Origin of the sequence: Streptomyces sp. NPDC017246, from assembly GCF_044331325.1 — a bacterium.
Taxonomy (GTDB): Bacteria; Actinomycetota; Actinomycetes; order Streptomycetales; family Streptomycetaceae; genus Streptomyces.
Map to the genome: position 1 here is coordinate 338,307 of NZ_JBIRMW010000005.1, position 15,367 is coordinate 353,673.

Annotated in this window: 18 protein-coding genes and 5 tRNA genes; 17 read left to right on the forward strand and 6 right to left on the reverse strand. The window is 70.2% G+C overall.

Annotation, left to right across the window (positions count from 1 at the left end; translation table 11 throughout):
• Nucleotides 1-54: 54 nt before the first annotated feature.
• From ACH4MY_RS14475 to ACH4MY_RS14510, 8 genes are all read left to right on the forward strand, one after another.
• On the forward strand, nucleotides 55-849 hold the full coding sequence (locus tag ACH4MY_RS14475; protein WP_398002342.1) for a fumarylacetoacetate hydrolase family protein: 795 nt from the start codon (nucleotides 55-57) through the stop codon (nucleotides 847-849).
• Nucleotides 842-2,317, forward strand: a complete 1,476-nt coding sequence (gene gltX / locus ACH4MY_RS14480) for a glutamate--tRNA ligase (protein ID WP_398002345.1) — start codon at nucleotides 842-844, stop codon at nucleotides 2,315-2,317. The genes ACH4MY_RS14475 and gltX overlap by 8 nt, the downstream gene beginning before the upstream one ends.
• Nucleotides 2,318-2,343: 26 nt before the next feature.
• Nucleotides 2,344-3,066, forward strand: a complete 723-nt coding sequence (locus tag ACH4MY_RS14485; RefSeq protein ID WP_398002348.1) for an HAD family hydrolase — start codon at nucleotides 2,344-2,346, stop codon at nucleotides 3,064-3,066.
• A gap of 94 nt (nucleotides 3,067-3,160) precedes the next feature.
• Nucleotides 3,161-3,232, forward strand: a tRNA-Gln gene (locus tag ACH4MY_RS14490).
• Between the two features lie 42 nt (nucleotides 3,233-3,274).
• A tRNA-Glu gene (locus tag ACH4MY_RS14495) sits at nucleotides 3,275-3,347 on the forward strand.
• Nucleotides 3,348-3,431: 84 nt separating this feature from the next.
• Nucleotides 3,432-3,504, forward strand: a tRNA-Glu gene (locus ACH4MY_RS14500).
• Nucleotides 3,505-3,518: 14 nt separating this feature from the next.
• A tRNA-Gln gene (locus tag ACH4MY_RS14505) sits at nucleotides 3,519-3,590 on the forward strand.
• Between the two features lie 39 nt (nucleotides 3,591-3,629).
• Nucleotides 3,630-3,702, forward strand: a tRNA-Glu gene (locus ACH4MY_RS14510).
• 125 nt (nucleotides 3,703-3,827) lie between these two features.
• Here ACH4MY_RS14510 and ndgR read toward each other — a convergent pair.
• Nucleotides 3,828-4,544, reverse strand: a complete 717-nt coding sequence (ndgR, locus tag ACH4MY_RS14515) for an IclR family transcriptional regulator NdgR (RefSeq protein ID WP_398002351.1) — start codon at nucleotides 4,542-4,544, stop codon at nucleotides 3,828-3,830.
• A 140-nt stretch (nucleotides 4,545-4,684) separates the two neighbouring features.
• Here ndgR and leuC point away from each other — a divergent pair, with 140 nt between their 5' ends.
• The 4 genes from leuC (at nucleotide 4,685) to ACH4MY_RS14535 (ending at nucleotide 7,886) form a co-directional block, all read left to right on the forward strand.
• Nucleotides 4,685-6,109 carry a 3-isopropylmalate dehydratase large subunit gene (gene leuC / locus ACH4MY_RS14520; RefSeq protein WP_398002354.1) on the forward strand — a complete coding sequence of 475 codons (1,425 nt, stop codon included), beginning with the start codon at nucleotides 4,685-4,687 and terminating at the stop codon, nucleotides 6,107-6,109.
• A gap of 6 nt (nucleotides 6,110-6,115) precedes the next feature.
• Entirely contained in the window at nucleotides 6,116-6,709 is a 594-nt protein-coding gene (gene leuD, locus ACH4MY_RS14525) for a 3-isopropylmalate dehydratase small subunit (RefSeq protein ID WP_398002356.1), read from the forward strand.
• 104 nt (nucleotides 6,710-6,813) lie between these two features.
• Nucleotides 6,814-7,041 (forward strand): hypothetical protein, encoded by a 228-nt coding sequence (locus ACH4MY_RS14530; RefSeq protein ID WP_030325570.1) that lies wholly within the window; start codon nucleotides 6,814-6,816, stop codon nucleotides 7,039-7,041.
• Between the two features lie 143 nt (nucleotides 7,042-7,184).
• Nucleotides 7,185-7,886, forward strand: a complete 702-nt coding sequence (locus ACH4MY_RS14535; RefSeq protein ID WP_398002359.1) for an HU family DNA-binding protein — start codon at nucleotides 7,185-7,187, stop codon at nucleotides 7,884-7,886.
• A 213-nt stretch (nucleotides 7,887-8,099) separates the two neighbouring features.
• Here the strand turns inward: ACH4MY_RS14535 and ACH4MY_RS14540 are convergent, their stop codons facing one another.
• Both ACH4MY_RS14540 and cofC read right to left on the reverse strand, forming a co-directional pair.
• Nucleotides 8,100-8,309: a hypothetical protein gene (locus ACH4MY_RS14540; protein ID WP_398002362.1), complete on the reverse strand. Its 210-nt coding sequence runs from the start codon at nucleotides 8,307-8,309 to the stop codon at nucleotides 8,100-8,102.
• A gap of 10 nt (nucleotides 8,310-8,319) precedes the next feature.
• Entirely contained in the window at nucleotides 8,320-8,985 is a 666-nt protein-coding gene (gene cofC, locus ACH4MY_RS14545; protein ID WP_398002365.1) for a 2-phospho-L-lactate guanylyltransferase, read from the reverse strand.
• Nucleotides 8,986-9,112: 127 nt separating this feature from the next.
• Between cofC and ACH4MY_RS14550 the strand changes: the two genes are divergently transcribed.
• The 3 genes from ACH4MY_RS14550 to ACH4MY_RS14560 all read left to right on the forward strand — a co-directional run bounded on the left by ACH4MY_RS14550 (nucleotide 9,113) and on the right by ACH4MY_RS14560 (nucleotide 12,120).
• Nucleotides 9,113-9,865: a lysophospholipid acyltransferase family protein gene (locus tag ACH4MY_RS14550; RefSeq protein WP_398002367.1), complete on the forward strand. Its 753-nt coding sequence runs from the start codon at nucleotides 9,113-9,115 to the stop codon at nucleotides 9,863-9,865.
• Nucleotides 9,862-10,863: an NAD(P)H-dependent glycerol-3-phosphate dehydrogenase gene (locus tag ACH4MY_RS14555; RefSeq protein WP_398002370.1), complete on the forward strand. Its 1,002-nt coding sequence runs from the start codon at nucleotides 9,862-9,864 to the stop codon at nucleotides 10,861-10,863. The genes ACH4MY_RS14550 and ACH4MY_RS14555 overlap by 4 nt, the downstream gene beginning before the upstream one ends.
• A 117-nt stretch (nucleotides 10,864-10,980) precedes the next feature.
• A complete protein-coding gene (locus ACH4MY_RS14560) occupies nucleotides 10,981-12,120 on the forward strand; it encodes a D-alanine--D-alanine ligase family protein (RefSeq protein ID WP_398002373.1) in 1,140 nt (379 codons plus the stop codon).
• A gap of 35 nt (nucleotides 12,121-12,155) precedes the next feature.
• Here ACH4MY_RS14560 and ACH4MY_RS14565 read toward each other — a convergent pair whose 3' ends face one another.
• Together ACH4MY_RS14565 and ACH4MY_RS14570 are read right to left on the reverse strand one after the other, a co-directional pair.
• On the reverse strand, nucleotides 12,156-12,638 hold the full coding sequence (locus tag ACH4MY_RS14565) for a DUF3515 domain-containing protein (RefSeq protein ID WP_398002375.1): 483 nt from the start codon (nucleotides 12,636-12,638) through the stop codon (nucleotides 12,156-12,158).
• Nucleotides 12,639-12,658: 20 nt separating this feature from the next.
• A complete protein-coding gene (locus ACH4MY_RS14570; RefSeq protein ID WP_073819077.1) occupies nucleotides 12,659-12,892 on the reverse strand; it encodes an Lrp/AsnC family transcriptional regulator in 234 nt (77 codons plus the stop codon).
• Nucleotides 12,893-13,125: 233 nt separating this feature from the next.
• Here ACH4MY_RS14570 and ACH4MY_RS14575 point away from each other — a divergent pair, with 233 nt between their 5' ends.
• On the forward strand, nucleotides 13,126-14,088 hold the full coding sequence (locus ACH4MY_RS14575) for a thiamine-phosphate kinase (protein ID WP_073819075.1): 963 nt from the start codon (nucleotides 13,126-13,128) through the stop codon (nucleotides 14,086-14,088).
• Nucleotides 14,085-14,885, forward strand: a complete 801-nt coding sequence (thiD, locus tag ACH4MY_RS14580) for a bifunctional hydroxymethylpyrimidine kinase/phosphomethylpyrimidine kinase (protein WP_398002379.1) — start codon at nucleotides 14,085-14,087, stop codon at nucleotides 14,883-14,885. Before ACH4MY_RS14575 ends, thiD begins: the two co-directional genes overlap by 4 nt.
• A gap of 157 nt (nucleotides 14,886-15,042) precedes the next feature.
• On the opposite strand, the gene rpmB is transcribed toward thiD, so the two are convergent.
• On the reverse strand, nucleotides 15,043-15,228 hold the full coding sequence (gene rpmB / locus ACH4MY_RS14585; protein WP_015036441.1) for a 50S ribosomal protein L28: 186 nt from the start codon (nucleotides 15,226-15,228) through the stop codon (nucleotides 15,043-15,045).
• Between the last annotated feature and the right edge of the window lie 139 nt (nucleotides 15,229-15,367).

Consider the following 15,367-nt stretch of genomic DNA (forward strand, 5'->3'; position numbering starts at 1 on the left):
GTTAGCCTGGAGCGTCAGACTCCAGCCAGCATCAAGTGAGGGGCGAAAGCACTCGTGCGCATCGCCAGATTCTCCATCGACGGCAATGTGGCCTTCGGCGCCGTCGAGGGCGAGGGAACCGTCGAGTCCGGCGGCCTCGTCCTCGACATCATCAAGGGCATCCCGTACACCGACTTCGAGCTCAGCGGCACCAAGGTCCCGCTGAGCAAGGTACGGCTCCTGCCGCCCGTGCTCCCCAACAAGGTCGTGGCCATCGGCCGCAACTACGCGGAGCACGCCGCCGAACTCGGCAACGAGGTGCCCGACGTCCCCGTCGCCTTCTTCAAGCCCACCACCTCGGTGATCGGCCCCGGCGACGCCATCGAGTACCCCTCCTTCTCCAACGAGCTGCACCACGAGGCCGAACTGGCCGTGGTCATCGGCCGTATGTGCCGCGAGGTGCCCCGCGAGCGCGTCAAGGACGTCATCTTCGGCTACACCTGCGCCAATGACGTCACCGCCCGCGACGCCCAGAAGCGCGAGAAGCAGTGGGCCCGGGCCAAGGGCTTCGACACCTCCTGCCCCCTCGGCCCCTGGGTGGAGACCGGCCTGAGCGTCGGCGCCGCGAGCGACCTGACCGTCCAGGCCACGGTCAACGGCGAACAGCGCCAGCTGGGCCGCACGAGCGACATGATCCGCTCCATCGAGGACCTGGTCGTCCACATCACCGAGGCCATGACGCTGCTCCCCGGCGACGTCATCCTCACCGGCACTCCCGCCGGGGTCGGCCCCCTCAACGTCGGCGACGAGGTCGCCGTCACCATCGAAGGCATCGGCACTCTCACCAATAAGGTGATCAAGCGTGGCTAACGCGAACATCCGCGTCCGTTTCTGTCCCTCGCCGACCGGCAACCCCCACGTGGGCCTGGTCCGCACCGCTCTCTTCAACTGGGCCTTCGCCCGGCACAACGAGGGCACCATGGTCTTCCGCATCGAGGACACCGACGCTGCGCGCGACTCCGAGGAGTCGTACAACCAGCTGCTCGACTCCCTGAAGTGGCTCGGCCTCGACTGGGACGAGGGCCCGGAGACCGGCGGCCCGCACGCCCCGTACCGGCAGTCGCAGCGGATGGACATCTACAAGGACGTCGCCGACAAGCTGCTCGCCGGCGGGTACGCGTACCCCTGCTACTGCACCACCGAGGAGCTCGACGAGCGCCGCGCCGCCGCCCGCGCCGCCGGCCGCCCCTCCGGCTACGACGGCCACTGCCGCGACCTCACCGACGAGCAGAAGGCCGCGTACGAGGCCGAGGGCCGCGCGTCGATCGTCCGCTTCCGGATGCCCGACGAGCCCATCACCTTCACCGACCTGGTCCGCGGCGAGCTCACCTTCACCCCGGAGAACGTGCCGGACTACGGCATCCTCCGGGCCAACGGCGCCCCGCTCTACACCCTCGTCAACCCGGTCGACGACGCCCTGATGGAGATCACCCACGTCCTGCGCGGCGAGGACCTGCTCTCCTCCACCCCCCGCCAGGTCGCGCTCTACAAGGCGCTGATCGAGCTGGGCGTCGCCAAGGAGATCCCCTCCTTCGGCCACCTGCCGTACGTGATGGGCGAGGGCAACAAGAAGCTCTCCAAGCGCGACCCCGAGGCCTCCCTCAACCTCTACCGGGAGCGCGGCTTCCTCCCCGAGGGCCTGCTGAACTACCTCTCGCTCCTCGGCTGGTCGTTCTCGGCCGACCAGGACATCTTCACCATCCCCGAGATGGTGGCGAAGTTCGACATCGCCGACGTCAACGCCAACCCGGCGCGCTTCGACCTCAAGAAGGCCGAGTCGATCAACGCCGACCACATCCGGATGCTGGACGTGAAGGCCTTCGCCGAGTCCTGCGAGCCCTGGCTGCGGGCCCCGTTCGCCAACTGGGCGCCCGAGGACTTCGACCGCGCCGCCTGGGAGGCCATCGCGCCGCACGCCCAGACCCGTGTGACCGTCCTCTCGGACATCACGGCCAACGTGGACTTCCTCTTCCTCTCCGAGCCGGTCTTCGACCGGCCCTCGTGGGACAAGGCGATGAAGGGCGAGCCCGCGGCCCTCCTCACCACCGCCCGCGAGAAGCTCGAGGCCGCCGACTGGAGCGACCCCGAGTCCCTCAAGAACGCGGTGCTGGCCGCCGGCGAGGCCCACGGCCTCAAGCTCGGCAAGGCCCAGGCCCCGGTCCGTGTCGCCGTCACCGGCCGCACGGTCGGCCTGCCGCTCTTCGAGTCCCTGGAGATCCTGGGCAAGGAGAAGACCCTGACCCGCGTCGACGCGGCTCTGGCGAAGCTCGCCGGCTGACCCCTCCCGCGCGGTACGGTCGAGCCATGACCATCCGCGCGGTGCTGTGGGACGTCGACGACACGATCTTCGACTACGCCCGCGCCGACCATGTCGGCATGAGCGCGCACCTGACGGCCGAGGGCCTGGTGGACGGATTCGACTCCGTCGACCAGGCCCTCCGTCGTTGGCGGGAGCTCACGGCGATCCACTGGCGCATCTTCGAGGCCGGCGGGGTGGATTTCCAGGAACAGCGGCAGGAGCGGGTCCGGGACTTCCTGGTGGAGCCCGCGCTCACCGCGGCCGAGGCCGACCGCTGGTTCGAGCGGTACCTCTCCCACTACGAGGCGGCCTGGGAGCTCTTCCCCGACACCGTCCCCGTTCTCGACCTGCTGGCCGATGACTATCGTCACGGGATCCTGTCGAACTCCAGCCTCCACAACCAGGAGCGCAAGCTCCGGGTCCTCGGCGTACGGGACCGCTTCGAGGCCGTTCTCTGTGCCGCGGAGCTCGGGGTGGCCAAACCGGCCCCCGAGGCCTTCCACGCCGCCTGTGCCGCCCTTGACCTGCGTCCGGGCGAGGTCGCGTACGTGGGGGACCAGCCGGACATCGACGCCAGGGGAGCGGTGGAGGCGGGGCTGCGGGGCATCTGGCTGGACCGCGCGGACACCGGCGGCAGGCCCGAGCTGAACCGGATCACGGACCTCCGCCAGCTCCCGGCCCTGCTCGGCGGGCATACCCGTTTTGGAGCACCGTCCACCTTCGGGTAATGTTCTTCCTGCGCCGAGGGGAACAAGCCGAAAGGCAAGAACCCGGAAAGCGCAAGCCGAGCAAGATCCTCCCTGGTGGGGGACATTGCCCCGGTGGCCTATGGTGTAATTGGCAGCACGACGGTTTCTGGTTCCGTTAGTCTTGGTTCGAGTCCAGGTAGGCCAGCTCGCAGAGCTTTATCTGCAAATCGTGGATGGCATCCACAAAGCCCCCGTTGTGTAGCGGCCTAGCACGCCGCCCTCTCAAGGCGGTAGCGCCGGTTCGAATCCGGTCGGGGGTACTGATCCATCCTGTAGGTCACTTGGGTAGCTCCCGGTGGATCTACGGTGACATCACCCGGTTTCGGCCGGGTGGGATCGCTAGGGCCCCCGTTGTGTAGCGGCCTAGCACGCCGCCCTCTCAAGGCGGTAGCGCCGGTTCGAATCCGGTCGGGGGTACGGTGTAACCACCATGGCCTATGGTGTAATTGGCAACACTACGGTTTCTGGTACCGTCATTCTTGGTTCGAGTCCAGGTAGGCCAGCTCGCAGAGCTCATCTGCACCGCGGATCTGATCCGCAAGGCCCCCGTTGTGTAGCGGCCTAGCACGCCGCCCTCTCAAGGCGGTAGCGCCGGTTCGAATCCGGTCGGGGGTACAGAGAGAAGAAGCCCTTCCCTTCGGGGGAGGGCTTCTTCGCTGTTCGGCGTCCTGGACACAACTCCGGCCCACCGCTGCGGCGTTGAAGCGGTGGGCCGGTACGAACAGAGGGCAGGGAGAACGTCAGCCGGTGCGGCGGAGAGCCTCGGAGAGACGGGCCGCGGCGTCGATGACCGCCTGGGCGTGCATACGGCCCGGGTGGCGCGTCAGACGCTCGATCGGGCCGGAGACCGACACGGCGGCCACCACGCGGTTCGACGGGCCGCGTACGGGCGCGGAGACGGACGCGACGCCCGGCTCCCGCTCACCGATCGACTGGGCCCAGCCGCGGCGCCGGACGCCCGACAGGGCCGTCGCCGTGAAGCGGGCGCCCTGGAGGCCTCGGTGAAGCCGCTCGGGCTCCTCCCAGGCCATCAGGATCTGCGCCGACGAGCCGGCCTTCATCGTCAGCGTCGAGCCGACCGGGACCGTGTCCCGGAGGCCCGAGAGACGCTCGGCCGCCGCCACGCAGATGCGCATGTCGCCCTGGCGCCGGTAGAGCTGGGCGCTCTCGCCGGTGACATCGCGCACATGTGTCAGTACCGGGCCCGCGGTCGCGAGCAGGCGGTCCTCGCCGGCCGCGGCGGCGAGCTCCGCGAGACGCGGTCCGAGGATGAACCGGCCCTGCATGTCGCGCGCCACCATCCGGTGGTGTTCCAGTGCCACGGCCAGTCGGTGTGCCGTGGGTCGTGCGAGTCCCGTCGCCGCGACCAGTCCTGCGAGGGTGGCCGGACCGGACTCCAGGGCGCTCAGGACAAGGGCTGCCTTGTCGAGAACGCCTACGCCGCTAGAGTTGTCCATGCAACGATATTCGCGTCTCACTCTGTGAAACGCAAGTTCAATTTCCTGCGGAACTTGTCACTCTGGTGGGGCGGCCGCACAACGGCCCGCGAAACGGGTCTCTAGTTGTGTCGGCGTAGACGTCGGCCGGAGGGAAAGCGATGGGTAGGACACTCGCGGAGAAGGTCTGGGACGACCATGTCGTCCGGCGCGCCGAGGGCGAGCCCGACCTCCTCTTCATCGATCTGCACCTGCTGCACGAGGTGACCAGCCCCCAGGCCTTCGACGGCCTGCGCCAGAACGGCCGGCAGGTGCGGCGCCTCGACCTCACCATCGCCACCGAGGACCACAACACCCCGACCCTCGACATCGACAAGCCGATCGCCGACCCGGTCTCCCGCGCGCAGCTGGAGACCCTCCGGAAGAACTGTGCTGAGTTCGGCGTGCGGCTGCACCCGCTGGGCGACGTCGAGCAGGGCGTCGTCCACGTCGTGGGACCGCAGCTGGGCCTGACCCAGCCCGGCACCACCGTCGTCTGCGGCGACTCGCACACCTCCACGCACGGCGCCTTCGGCGCGCTGGCGTTCGGCATCGGCACCAGCCAGGTCGAGCACGTGCTCGCCACCCAGACGCTGCCGCTGGCCCGCCCCAAGACCATGGCGATCACGATCGACGGCGAACTGCCCGAGGACGTCACCGCCAAGGACCTGATCCTGGCGATCATCACCAAGATCGGCACCGGCGGCGGCCAGGGCTACATCCTGGAGTACCGCGGCTCCGCCATCGAGCAGCTCTCGATGGAAGCCCGGATGACCATCTGCAACATGTCGATCGAGGCCGGCGCCCGCGCGGGCATGATCGCCCCCGACGAGACCACCTTCGCCTACCTGGAGGGCCGCGCCCACGCCCCCGAGGGCGAGGACTGGGACGCCGCCGTCGCGTACTGGAAGACCCTGAAGTCCGACGAGGACGCCGTCTTCGACGCCGAGGTCGTCATCGACGCCGCCTCGCTGGCACCGTTCGTCACCTGGGGGACCAACCCCGGCCAGGGCGCGCCGCTTTCGGCGAACGTCCCCGACCCGGCTTCGTACGAAGACGCTTCGGAGCGCCTGGCCGCCGAAAAGGCCCTGGAGTACATGGGGTTGACCGCCGGACAGCCGCTGCGCGACATCAAGGTCGACACCGTCTTCGTAGGCTCCTGCACCAACGGCCGCATCGAGGACCTGCGCAACGCCGCCGGTCTGCTGGAGGGCCGCCGGGTCGCCGACGGCGTCCGCATGCTGGTCGTCCCCGGCTCGGTCCGGGTCGCCCTGCAGGCCGTCGAAGAGGGTCTGGACAAGGTCTTCAAGGAGGCCGGCGCCGAATGGCGGCACGCGGGCTGCTCGATGTGCCTGGGCATGAACCCCGACCAACTGGCGCCCGGTGAGCGCTCCGCGTCCACCTCCAACCGCAACTTCGAGGGCCGGCAGGGCAAGGGCGGCCGGACCCACCTGGTCTCGCCCCAGGTCGCCGCCGCCACCGCCGTTCTGGGCCATCTGGCCTCCCCGGCCGATCTGTCCGACGTCGCCACCACCGCGGGGGTCTGAGGAACCATGGAAGCTTTCACCACGCACACCGGCCGGGCCGTCCCGCTGCGCCGCAGCAACGTCGACACGGACCAGATCATCCCCGCGCACTGGCTGAAGAAGGTCACCCGCGACGGCTTCGAGGACGGGCTCTTCGAGGCCTGGCGCAAGGACTCCGAGTTCATCCTCAACCGCCCCGAGCGGCAGGGTGCCTCCGTCCTGGTCGCCGGCCCCGACTTCGGCACCGGTTCCTCCCGTGAGCACGCCGTCTGGGCGCTCCAGAACTACGGCTTCCAGACGGTGATCTCCGCCCGCTTCGCCGACATCTTCCGCGGCAACTCGCTGAAGAACGGCCTGCTCACCGTGGTGCTGCCGCAGGAGACGGTGGACGCGCTCTGGGAGCTGACCGAGGCCGACCCCACCGCCGAGATCACCGTCGACCTGGAGCAGCGGAAGGTGCTGGCCGCCGGGATCGACGCCGACTTCGAGCTCGACGAGAACGCCCGCTGGCGGCTCCTGAACGGACTCGACGACATCAGCCTCACCCTTCAGAACGAAGGCGACATCGCGGCCTACGAGGCGGCACGACCGGCTCACAAGCCCCGTACAATTACGGTCTGAGCAGCGCTTTTCCAAGACTGCGCCCCCCACCGCCCGGTGGGGGGCGCAGTCGCTTGTTGAGACCCTGTCGGGCGACAACTCGCCCTAGATGGCACAATCGGTGCATGGAACGCGACAGCCAACTCGAGCTCTACGAGTCAGTCGCCGCCCGATTGAAGGAAGCGCACACAAGAGTGCGCTCACTGCAAGTCCCGGAGGGCGTAAGGATGGCGCTGTCCCGGAAGCTGCTGGTCGTGACGGCCGCGGCGAAGCACGATCTCAAGGACGCGGCAACGCGTCTGGACCGGTTGATGAAGGACCTCGACGAGGGCCGATTCCCAGAGGACGACTGACACCAAGAACTCCGTAGCGGATCTTCCGCGTTGCGGCACTAGGGTGATTAGCCCGTTTCGTGTTTGATTTGCGGTATATACATGCCTAACGTGCGAAAAAGCTTGAACACTTTCGTTCTGGCAATGTCTCCGAAGGGGAAGACGTGAACAAGGCGCAGCTCGTAGAAGCGATTGCCGACAAGATGGGCGGTCGCCAGCAGGCCGCCGAAGCCGTCGACCACGTGCTCGACGCCATCGTGCGTGCCGTGGTCGCGGGCGACCGGGTCTCGGTGACGGGTTTCGGCTCGTTCGAGAAGGTCGACCGTCCGGCCCGCTACGCCCGCAACCCGCAGACGGGTGAGCGGGTGCGGGTCAAGAAGACCTCGGTCCCCCGCTTCCGCGCCGGTCAGGGCTTCAAGGACCTGGTCAGCGGCTCGAAGAAGCTCCCCAAGGGAGGCGAGGTCTCCGTCAAGAAGGCGCCCAAGGGCAGCCTGACCGGTGGGGCCGCCTCGGCGACCGTGAAGAAGGCCGCCGCCAAGAAGGCCACTGCCAAGAGGGCCGCCGCGAAGAAGGCGACCCCGGCGAAGAAGGTCACGACGGCCGCCGCGAAGAAGGCGACCCCCGCGAAGAAGACCACCACCGCGGCCGCCAAGAAGGCGACCCCCGCGAAGAAGGCCACCACGGCCGCGGCGAAGAAGACCTCCGCCGCCGCCAAGAAGACCACCACGGCCGCCGCGAAGAAGACGACCAAGGTCACGGCCAAGAAGACCGCGCCGGCCGCGAAGAAGGCCACGGCGACGAAGGCGCCCGCCAAGAAGACGACGGCGCGCAAGACGACCGCCAAGAAGACCGCCGCCAAGAAGTAGGACGAGCGGTAGACACCCGCCGGGCCGGGCTTCCCCCAGGGAGCCCGGCCCGCGGCGCGTCCGGGACCGGTGACGGCTGGGCCGCGGGGCGGCCGGAAGTCCGGAGGGCGCGAAAGACCGCAGGTCAGGAGCACCGGGTCGGGAGCCGCGGGACAGGAGCACCGGGTCGGGAGAAGCCCGCGTCACCGGGGGCCCGCGTCAGGGGTCCCGGGATCAGAAGGTCTGGAGTGTCACCAGGGTGATCCGCAGGTCCGCCCCGGACGTGCCCGGCTCCGCCTCGATCCGTACCCGCTGCCCCGGCCGCAGCAGCCGCAGCCCACCCGCCTCGAAGGCCTCCGCCCCGAACTCCACGGGGGTGCCGTCGTCGAGCAGCACACTGCCGCTGCGGGTCTCGGAGTCGTACGTGAACGCGGTCGCCTGCATGGACCGCAGCCTATCCGGCCGCCGGCAGCCACCGGGCGGCCGTCCGCGGGCCGAGCCCCAGCTCCCGGGCCGCCGCCAGATCCTCACCGGTGTCCACGTCCCGGCGTACGGAATCCACCCCGGCCAGCCTGATTTCCACCGCTCCCGAAGACAAATGCCGGAGCCGCGACGCGCCCCCGAATGCCGGTTCCAATTCCACCCCCGGACCCGCCGAGAGGAATGTCGTACCTATTTCGGCGGCATCCGCGAGAAAAGCCCTCGGAAATTTCCCCGCCACGTCCAGGACCCGGGTCAGCTCCTCCGGCCGAAGCGCCGGCAGGTCCGCGTTGAGCGCGGCCACCCGCGCGTACGGCCGCAGGGACCGCACGGCACGGACCCCGTGCGCGAGCGCCGCGTTGAGCCCCGCCGCCGGGGTGTCCGGCACGATCCGCGCGCCCAGGGCCGCGAGCGCCTCCGAGGCGGTGGCATCGTCCGTGACGACCGCCACATCCCGTACCAGCACGCAGTTCAGCACCGCCCCGACCGTGTCCTCGGCGAACGCCAGCGCGAGCCGGGGGCGCAACCGGGCCCCGGCCGCCGCTGCCAGCCTGCTCTTCGCCAGGGCGAGCGGCTTCAGGGGCACGACCAGGGACCAGCCGTCGTCCACGGCCGTGTGCATCGGGCGCAGTGTCTTCATCGGGGCCTATTCTGTCCCGCCCATGCGGTCCGCCGAAGGGCCCGGGGCGTACGGTGTCACTCGACAGAGCAGGAGCATGGGGCGACACTTGACCCCCTGCCAGCCAGCCCCGGAGAAAGGTGTCCGAGTGCCCCGCCGCAGAATCGGCTTCTGGTACCGCCTCGCGGCGGTCATCGCCAAACCCCCCCTGGTGGTTCTGTTCAAGCGGGACTGGCGCGGTATGGAGCACATTCCGGCCGACGGCGGTTTCATCACCGCGGTCAACCACAACTCCTACCTGGACCCGCTGTCCTACGCGCACTACCAGTACAACACCGGCCGGGTCCCGCGCCTTCTCGCCAAGGCGGGCCTCTTCAAGGCCCCCTTCGTCGGCATGATGCTCCGCGGCACCGGACAGATCCCCGTCTACCGGGAGACGACCAACGCGCTCGACGCGTTCCGCGCCGCCGTCGACGCCATCGAGCGCGGCGAGTGCGTCGCCTTCTACCCCGAGGGCACCCTGACCCGGGACCCCGACCAGTGGCCCATGGCGGGCAAGACGGGTGCCGCGCGCGTCGCGCTGCTCACCCGGGCCCCCGTCATCCCGGTGGCCCAGTGGGGCGCCAACCTGGCGATGCCGCCGTACGCCAAGGAGAACAAGCTCAGCCTGTTCCCCCGCAAGACGCTGACCGTGCAGGCCGGTCCGCCCGTCGACCTCTCCCGCTTCTACGGACTCGAGCCCACGCCCGAGGTGCTCCGCGAGGCCACCGAGGTCATCATGGCCGCCGTCACCGCCATCCTGGAGCAGATCCGCGGCGAGCGGGCGCCCGCCGAACCGTACGACCACCGCAGGGCGCGCCTGGAGCAGCGGCGCAAGGCCGCCGAAGGGGGCACCAAGTGACCAAGGCAGCAGTCTTCGGCAACGGATCCTGGGGCACCGCCTTCGCGATGGTGCTCGCCGACGCGGGCTGCGAGGTGAGCCTCTGGGGCCGCCGCGCCGAACTCGCCAAGGAGATCAACGCCACCCGGGTCAACCCCGACTATCTGCCCGGCGTCGAACTCCCCGCGGCGATCACGGCCACCGCCGACCCCGCGGAGGCCGCCCACGCCGCCGACTTCACCGTCCTCGTCGTGCCCTCCCAGACCCTCCGCGGCAACCTCGCCGCCTGGGCGCCGATGCTCGCGCCCGACACCGTCCTCGTCTCCCTCATGAAGGGCGTCGAACTCGGCACCGCCAAGCGGATGAGCGAGGTCGTCACCGAGGTCGCCGACGTGCCCGCCGAGCGCGTGGCCGTCCTCACCGGCCCCAACCTGGCCAAGGAGATCGCCGCCCGGCAGCCCGCCGCCGCCGTCGTCGCCTGCGTCGACGAGACGGTCGCCCAGCGGATCCAGACCGCCTGCATGACCCCGTACTTCCGCCCCTACACCAACACCGACGTGGTGGGCTGCGAGCTCGGCGGAGCGGTCAAGAACGTCATCGGCCTCGCCGTGGGCATCGCCAACGGCATGGGCCTCGGCGACAACTCCAAGGCCACGCTCATCACCCGGGGCCTCGCCGAGACCACCCGGCTCGGCCTCGCCATGGGCGCCGACCCGCTGACCTTCTCCGGTCTCGCGGGTCTCGGCGACCTCGTCGCCACCTGCTCCTCGCCGCTCTCCCGGAACAACACCTTCGGCACCAACCTCGGCCGCGGGATGACCCTCCAGGAGACCATCGCGGCCACCAAGCAGACCGCCGAGGGCGTCAAGTCCTGCGAGTCCGTGCTCGATCTGGGCCGCCGTCACGGCGTCGACATGCCCATCACCGAGACCGTCGTCTCGATCGTCCACGACGGAAAGCCGCCGATCGTCGCCCTCAAGGAACTGATGTCGCGCAGCGCCAAGGCCGAGCGCCGCTGAGCGTCGCCGACCGGCACCGGGCCCGCCCCGCACCTCCCGCGCACCGCTGAGCCGGACGCGCGCGAGGGGAGCGGGGCGCAAAGCCGTTCGGGAGTCGCAAGGTACGCTCATCGCGATATGAGCGAGAACACCCAGAGCCCCCGCAAGCCGCGCGTGGCCGTCGTCTTCGGCGGACGCAGCTCCGAGCACGCCATCTCCGTCGTCACGGCGGGCGCCGTCCTGAGCGCCATCGACCGGGACAAGTACGACGTGCTGCCCATCGGCATCACGACGGACGGGCGCTGGGCGCTCACCGCCGACGCCCCCGAGCGCATGGCCATCGCCGACCGCGCCCTGCCGAACGTCGCCGACCTGGCCGAGTCCGAGGAGGGCGGTGTCGTCCTCTCCGTCGACCCGGCCAACCGCGAGGTCGTCCTCACCGAGCCCGGCACCGTGCCGAAGGCCCTCGGCGAGGTCGACGTCGTCTTCCCCATGCTCCACGGCCCGTACGGCGAGGACGGCACCCTCCAGGGCCTCCTGGAGCTCTCCGGCGTCCCCTACGTCGGCGCGGGCGTCCTCGCCTCCGCCGTCGGCCAGGACAAGGAGTACATGAAGCGCGTCTTCGTCTCCTTCGGCCTCCCGGTCGGCCCGTACGAGGTCGTCCGGCCGCGCGAGTGGGAGCAGAACCCGGCCGCCGCCCGCAAGAAGATCGTCGAGTTCGCCGCCGAACACGGCTGGCCGCTCTTCGTGAAGCCGGCCCGCGGCGGCTCCTCCATGGGCATCACCAAGGTCGATGACCTCTCCGGCCTCGACGAGGCCATCGAGGAGGCCCGTCGCCACGACCCCAAGATCCTCGTCGAGTCGCTGCTGCGCGGCCGCGAGATCGAGTGCGGTGTCCTGGAGTTCGAGGACGGTCCGCGCGCCAGCGTGCCGGCCGAGATCCCGCCGGTCACCGACCACGACTTCTACGACTTCGAGGCCAAGTACATCGACTCGGCCTCCGGTATCGTGCCCGCCCCGATCGGGGACGAGGCCACCGCCGAGATCCAGCGCCTGGCCGTCGCCGCGTACGAGGCGATCTCCTGCGAGGGCCTGGTCCGCGCCGACTTCTTCCTCACCGAGGAGGGCGACTTCGTCATCAACGAGGTCAACACGATGCCGGGCTTCACACCCATCTCCATGTACCCGCGCATGTGGCAGGAGAGCGGCGTGAGCTACCCCGAGCTGGTCGACCGGCTCATCCAGGCCGCCCTGAACCGCTCCACGGGCCTGCGCTGACCGGACCGGAACCCGAAAGACCGTGCCGCCGCCTCTCAGAGGCTGGGCGGCACGGTCTTCCGCACGGGTGCGGCGAGATCCGCGAGCGGCGTCATGTCGTGCGCGTACCGCTCGTCGAGCGTCACCTCGACGTACGTCTTCCGGTACGTCGAGGTGAAACGGGGCCCGCTGTCCCCGGGGCGCTCCAGCATCCAGTTCACGCCGTTCGCCTCGATGCCCTGAGCCTTGGGATCGCTCATCTTTTCGGGCCGGGGCACCCCGCAGCGCAGTACGATCGCACCGTCACCCCAACCGGCGGTCAGCTCGGAGCCGGGCTCCGGGTCACTCCGTTCCAGCCCCGCCACGGTGTCGGGAAGCTCCTTCGCCAGGGCCTGGCAGAAGGCGGCCTCCGCCGCCGGGGGGCTGGGAACCACGACGGACGCCGCGGCGTCCGACGAGGAGCAGCCGGCGGCGGCCAGCAGCAGAACAGCTGCCGCGACGGCGGCGGGCAGGCCGAAGGGCCGGTGGGAAGACTTCACCGGCCAAGCGTAGACGGGGGCTACAGATGAACGACCGGGCAGGTGAGGGTGCGCGTGATGCCGTCCACTTGCTGGACCTTGGCGACCACCATGCGGCCGAGCTCGTCGACCGTGTCGGCCTGCGCGCGCACGATGACGTCGTACGGACCGGTCACGTCTTCCGCCTGGAGCACCCCCGGGATCTTGGAGATGGTGTCGGCGACGATCGACGCCTTGCCCACCTCGGTCTGAATAAGGATGTACGCCTGAACCACGGAACCTCCAGGGCGACCACGAGGATCTTGTGGGAGAAAGGGACGCCACGGTACCGCGTCGCCGCGGGCCGCGGGGAGACCTGCGTGTCCCGAGGCGCTCGCGGGGTGGCGTACGCAGGACAGAAGTTGACGGTCTACTTGACGGTACCCAGCACGGTGACGGCCCGCGACCCGCGGCGCGAACAGACGCGCCGCCGCCCGCCGGCCGGCACGAAGACACGAGGTGAGGCGCGGTGAAGGGCACAGTCGGAGAGCTGGGCGAGTTCGGGCTCATCAGGGAGCTCACGTCCCGGCTCACCTCCACCCCGGCGGTACGGATCGGGCCGGGCGACGACGCCGCGGTCGTCTCCGCCCCCGACCGGCGCGTGGTGGCCAGCACGGACATCCTCCTCGAAGGACGTCACTTCCGCCGCGACTGGTCGACGGCGTACGACGTCGGCCGCAAGGCCGCGGCACAGAACCTCGCCGACATCGCCGCCATGGGCGCGGTCCCCACCGCGCTCCTCCTCGGCCTCGTCGTCCCCGCCGAACTCCCCGTCACCTGGCCCACCGAACTCATGGACGGCCTGCGCGACGAATGTCAGGTCGCGGGCGCGGCGGTGGTCGGCGGCGACGTCGTCCGCGGCGACACGATCATGGTCTCCATCACCGCCCTCGGCGACCTCCGCAACCACGACCCGGTCACCCGCGGCGGCGCCCAGCCGGGCGACGTGGTCGCCTACACCGGCTGGCTCGGCTGGTCCGCCGCCGGATACGCGGTCCTCTCCCGGGGCTTCCGCTCCCCCCGGGCCTTCGTCGAGGCCCACCGCAGGCCCGAACCGCCGTACCACGCGGGCCCCGCGGCGGCCGGTCTCGGCGCCACCGCCATGTGCGACGTCAGCGACGGCCTCATCGCCGACCTCGGGCACATCGCCGAGGCCAGCAAGGTCCGGATCGACCTGCGCTCCGGCCTCATCGACATCCCGACCCAGATGAACGACATCGGCCAGGCCGTCGGCGTGGACCCCATGCAGTGGGTGCTCACCGGGGGAGAGGACCACGCCATCGTGGCCACCTTCCCGCCCGACGTGAAGCTCCCCGCCCGCTGGAAGGTCATCGGCGAGGTCCTCAACCCCTCCGCGCTGCCGCAGGTCACCGTCGACGGCGCGCCCTGGCACAGCGTGGGCGGCTGGGACCACTTCGGGGAGACGGAGTGACCTCCGGCCCCCCGCTGGTGCTGACCGTCGCCGGATCGGACTCCGGCGGCGGCGCCGGCATCCAGGCCGACCTGAAGACGATGCTCGCACTGGGCGTCCACGGCATGAGCGTGCTCACCGCCGTCACCGCCCAGAACTCGAGGGGCGTCCAGGGCGTCTGGGAGCTGCCCGAGGAGGCCGTACGGGCCCAGTACCGGGCCGTCGTCGACGACATCGGCGTCCAGGCGGTGAAGACCGGCATGCTGGCCTCGGCGGCGCTCGTGGAGACCGTCGCCGGCCTCCTCGCGGACACCGGGGCCCCGGTCGTCGTCGACCCGGTCGGCGTCTCCAAGCACGGCGACTCCCTGCTCGCCGAGAGCGCGCTCGACTCCGTACGCACGAGGCTGCTGCCCCGGGCCACCGTCGCCACCCCGAACCTGGACGAGGTGACACAGCTCACGGGCGTCCACGTCGTCCACGAGGCGGACATGCGGGTCGCGGCCGAGGCGGTCCTGTCGTACGGGCCGCGCTGGGTCCTGATCAAGGGCGGGCACCTGCCCACCGGCCGGGAGGCCGTGGACCTGCTCACGGACGGCTCCGAGGAGCACTGGCTGCGCGCCCCCCGCCACGACAACCGGCACACCCACGGGACGGGCTGCACGCTCGCCTCCGCGGTCGCGTCCGGGCTCGCCAAGGGGCTCACGGTGCCGGAGGCGGTACGGGAGGCCAAGGAGTACGTGACCGGGGCCATCGCCGCCGGATTCGCCCTCGGTACGGGCATCGGTCCGGTCGACCACGGCTGGCGGTTCAGGGGCTGAGGGTCTCCGGGGGCCTGCGACCCGGGCCTTCGGCGACTCGGCCGTCCACGGGCGGGGCGGAAATGCCTCCGGGCAAGGCAAAAGGCCGGTTCACCTAGGTGAACCGGCCTTTCAAGGCAACCGCAGGGGCTGCGCTACGACATGACACGCGTCGCAATTAGCGCGAGACCTTGCCGGCCTTGATGCACGAGGTGCAGACGTTGAGCCGCTTCGGCGTCCGACCGACCACGGCACGCACACGCTGGATGTTCGGGTTCCAGCGACGGGGCGTACGGCGGTGCGAGTGCGAAATGTTGTTGCCGAAGCCCGGCCCCTTGCCGCAGACGTCGCAGTTGGCAGCCACGGGTCACTCCAAAAGCTTCAGAATTACAGTGAAATCCGGCGCACCGGAATCAGGAGTCTGAAGTGGCTTGCCGGGGGATGGCCCGGCGTGGAACCGGGCAACCGAAGCAGCATACAACGCCTGCATCGGTGGAACGAAA

Bases quoted from the DNA above. Each gene is read 5' to 3' on its own strand.
- ACH4MY_RS14485 (WP_398002348.1), top strand. From the start codon at position 2,344: ATGACCATCCGCGCGGTGCTGTGGGACGTCGACGACACGATCTTCGAC.
- ndgR (WP_398002351.1), bottom strand. From the start codon at position 4,544: ATGGACAACTCTAGCGGCGTAGGCGTTCTCGACAAGGCAGCCCTTGTC.
- leuC (WP_398002354.1), top strand. From the start codon at position 4,685: ATGGGTAGGACACTCGCGGAGAAGGTCTGGGACGACCATGTCGTCCGG.
- leuD (WP_398002356.1), top strand. From the start codon at position 6,116: ATGGAAGCTTTCACCACGCACACCGGCCGGGCCGTCCCGCTGCGCCGC.
- ACH4MY_RS14530 (WP_030325570.1), top strand. From the start codon at position 6,814: ATGGAACGCGACAGCCAACTCGAGCTCTACGAGTCAGTCGCCGCCCGA.
- ACH4MY_RS14540 (WP_398002362.1), bottom strand. From the start codon at position 8,309: ATGCAGGCGACCGCGTTCACGTACGACTCCGAGACCCGCAGCGGCAGT.
- cofC (WP_398002365.1), bottom strand. From the start codon at position 8,985: ATGAAGACACTGCGCCCGATGCACACGGCCGTGGACGACGGCTGGTCC.
- ACH4MY_RS14560 (WP_398002373.1), top strand. From the start codon at position 10,981: ATGAGCGAGAACACCCAGAGCCCCCGCAAGCCGCGCGTGGCCGTCGTC.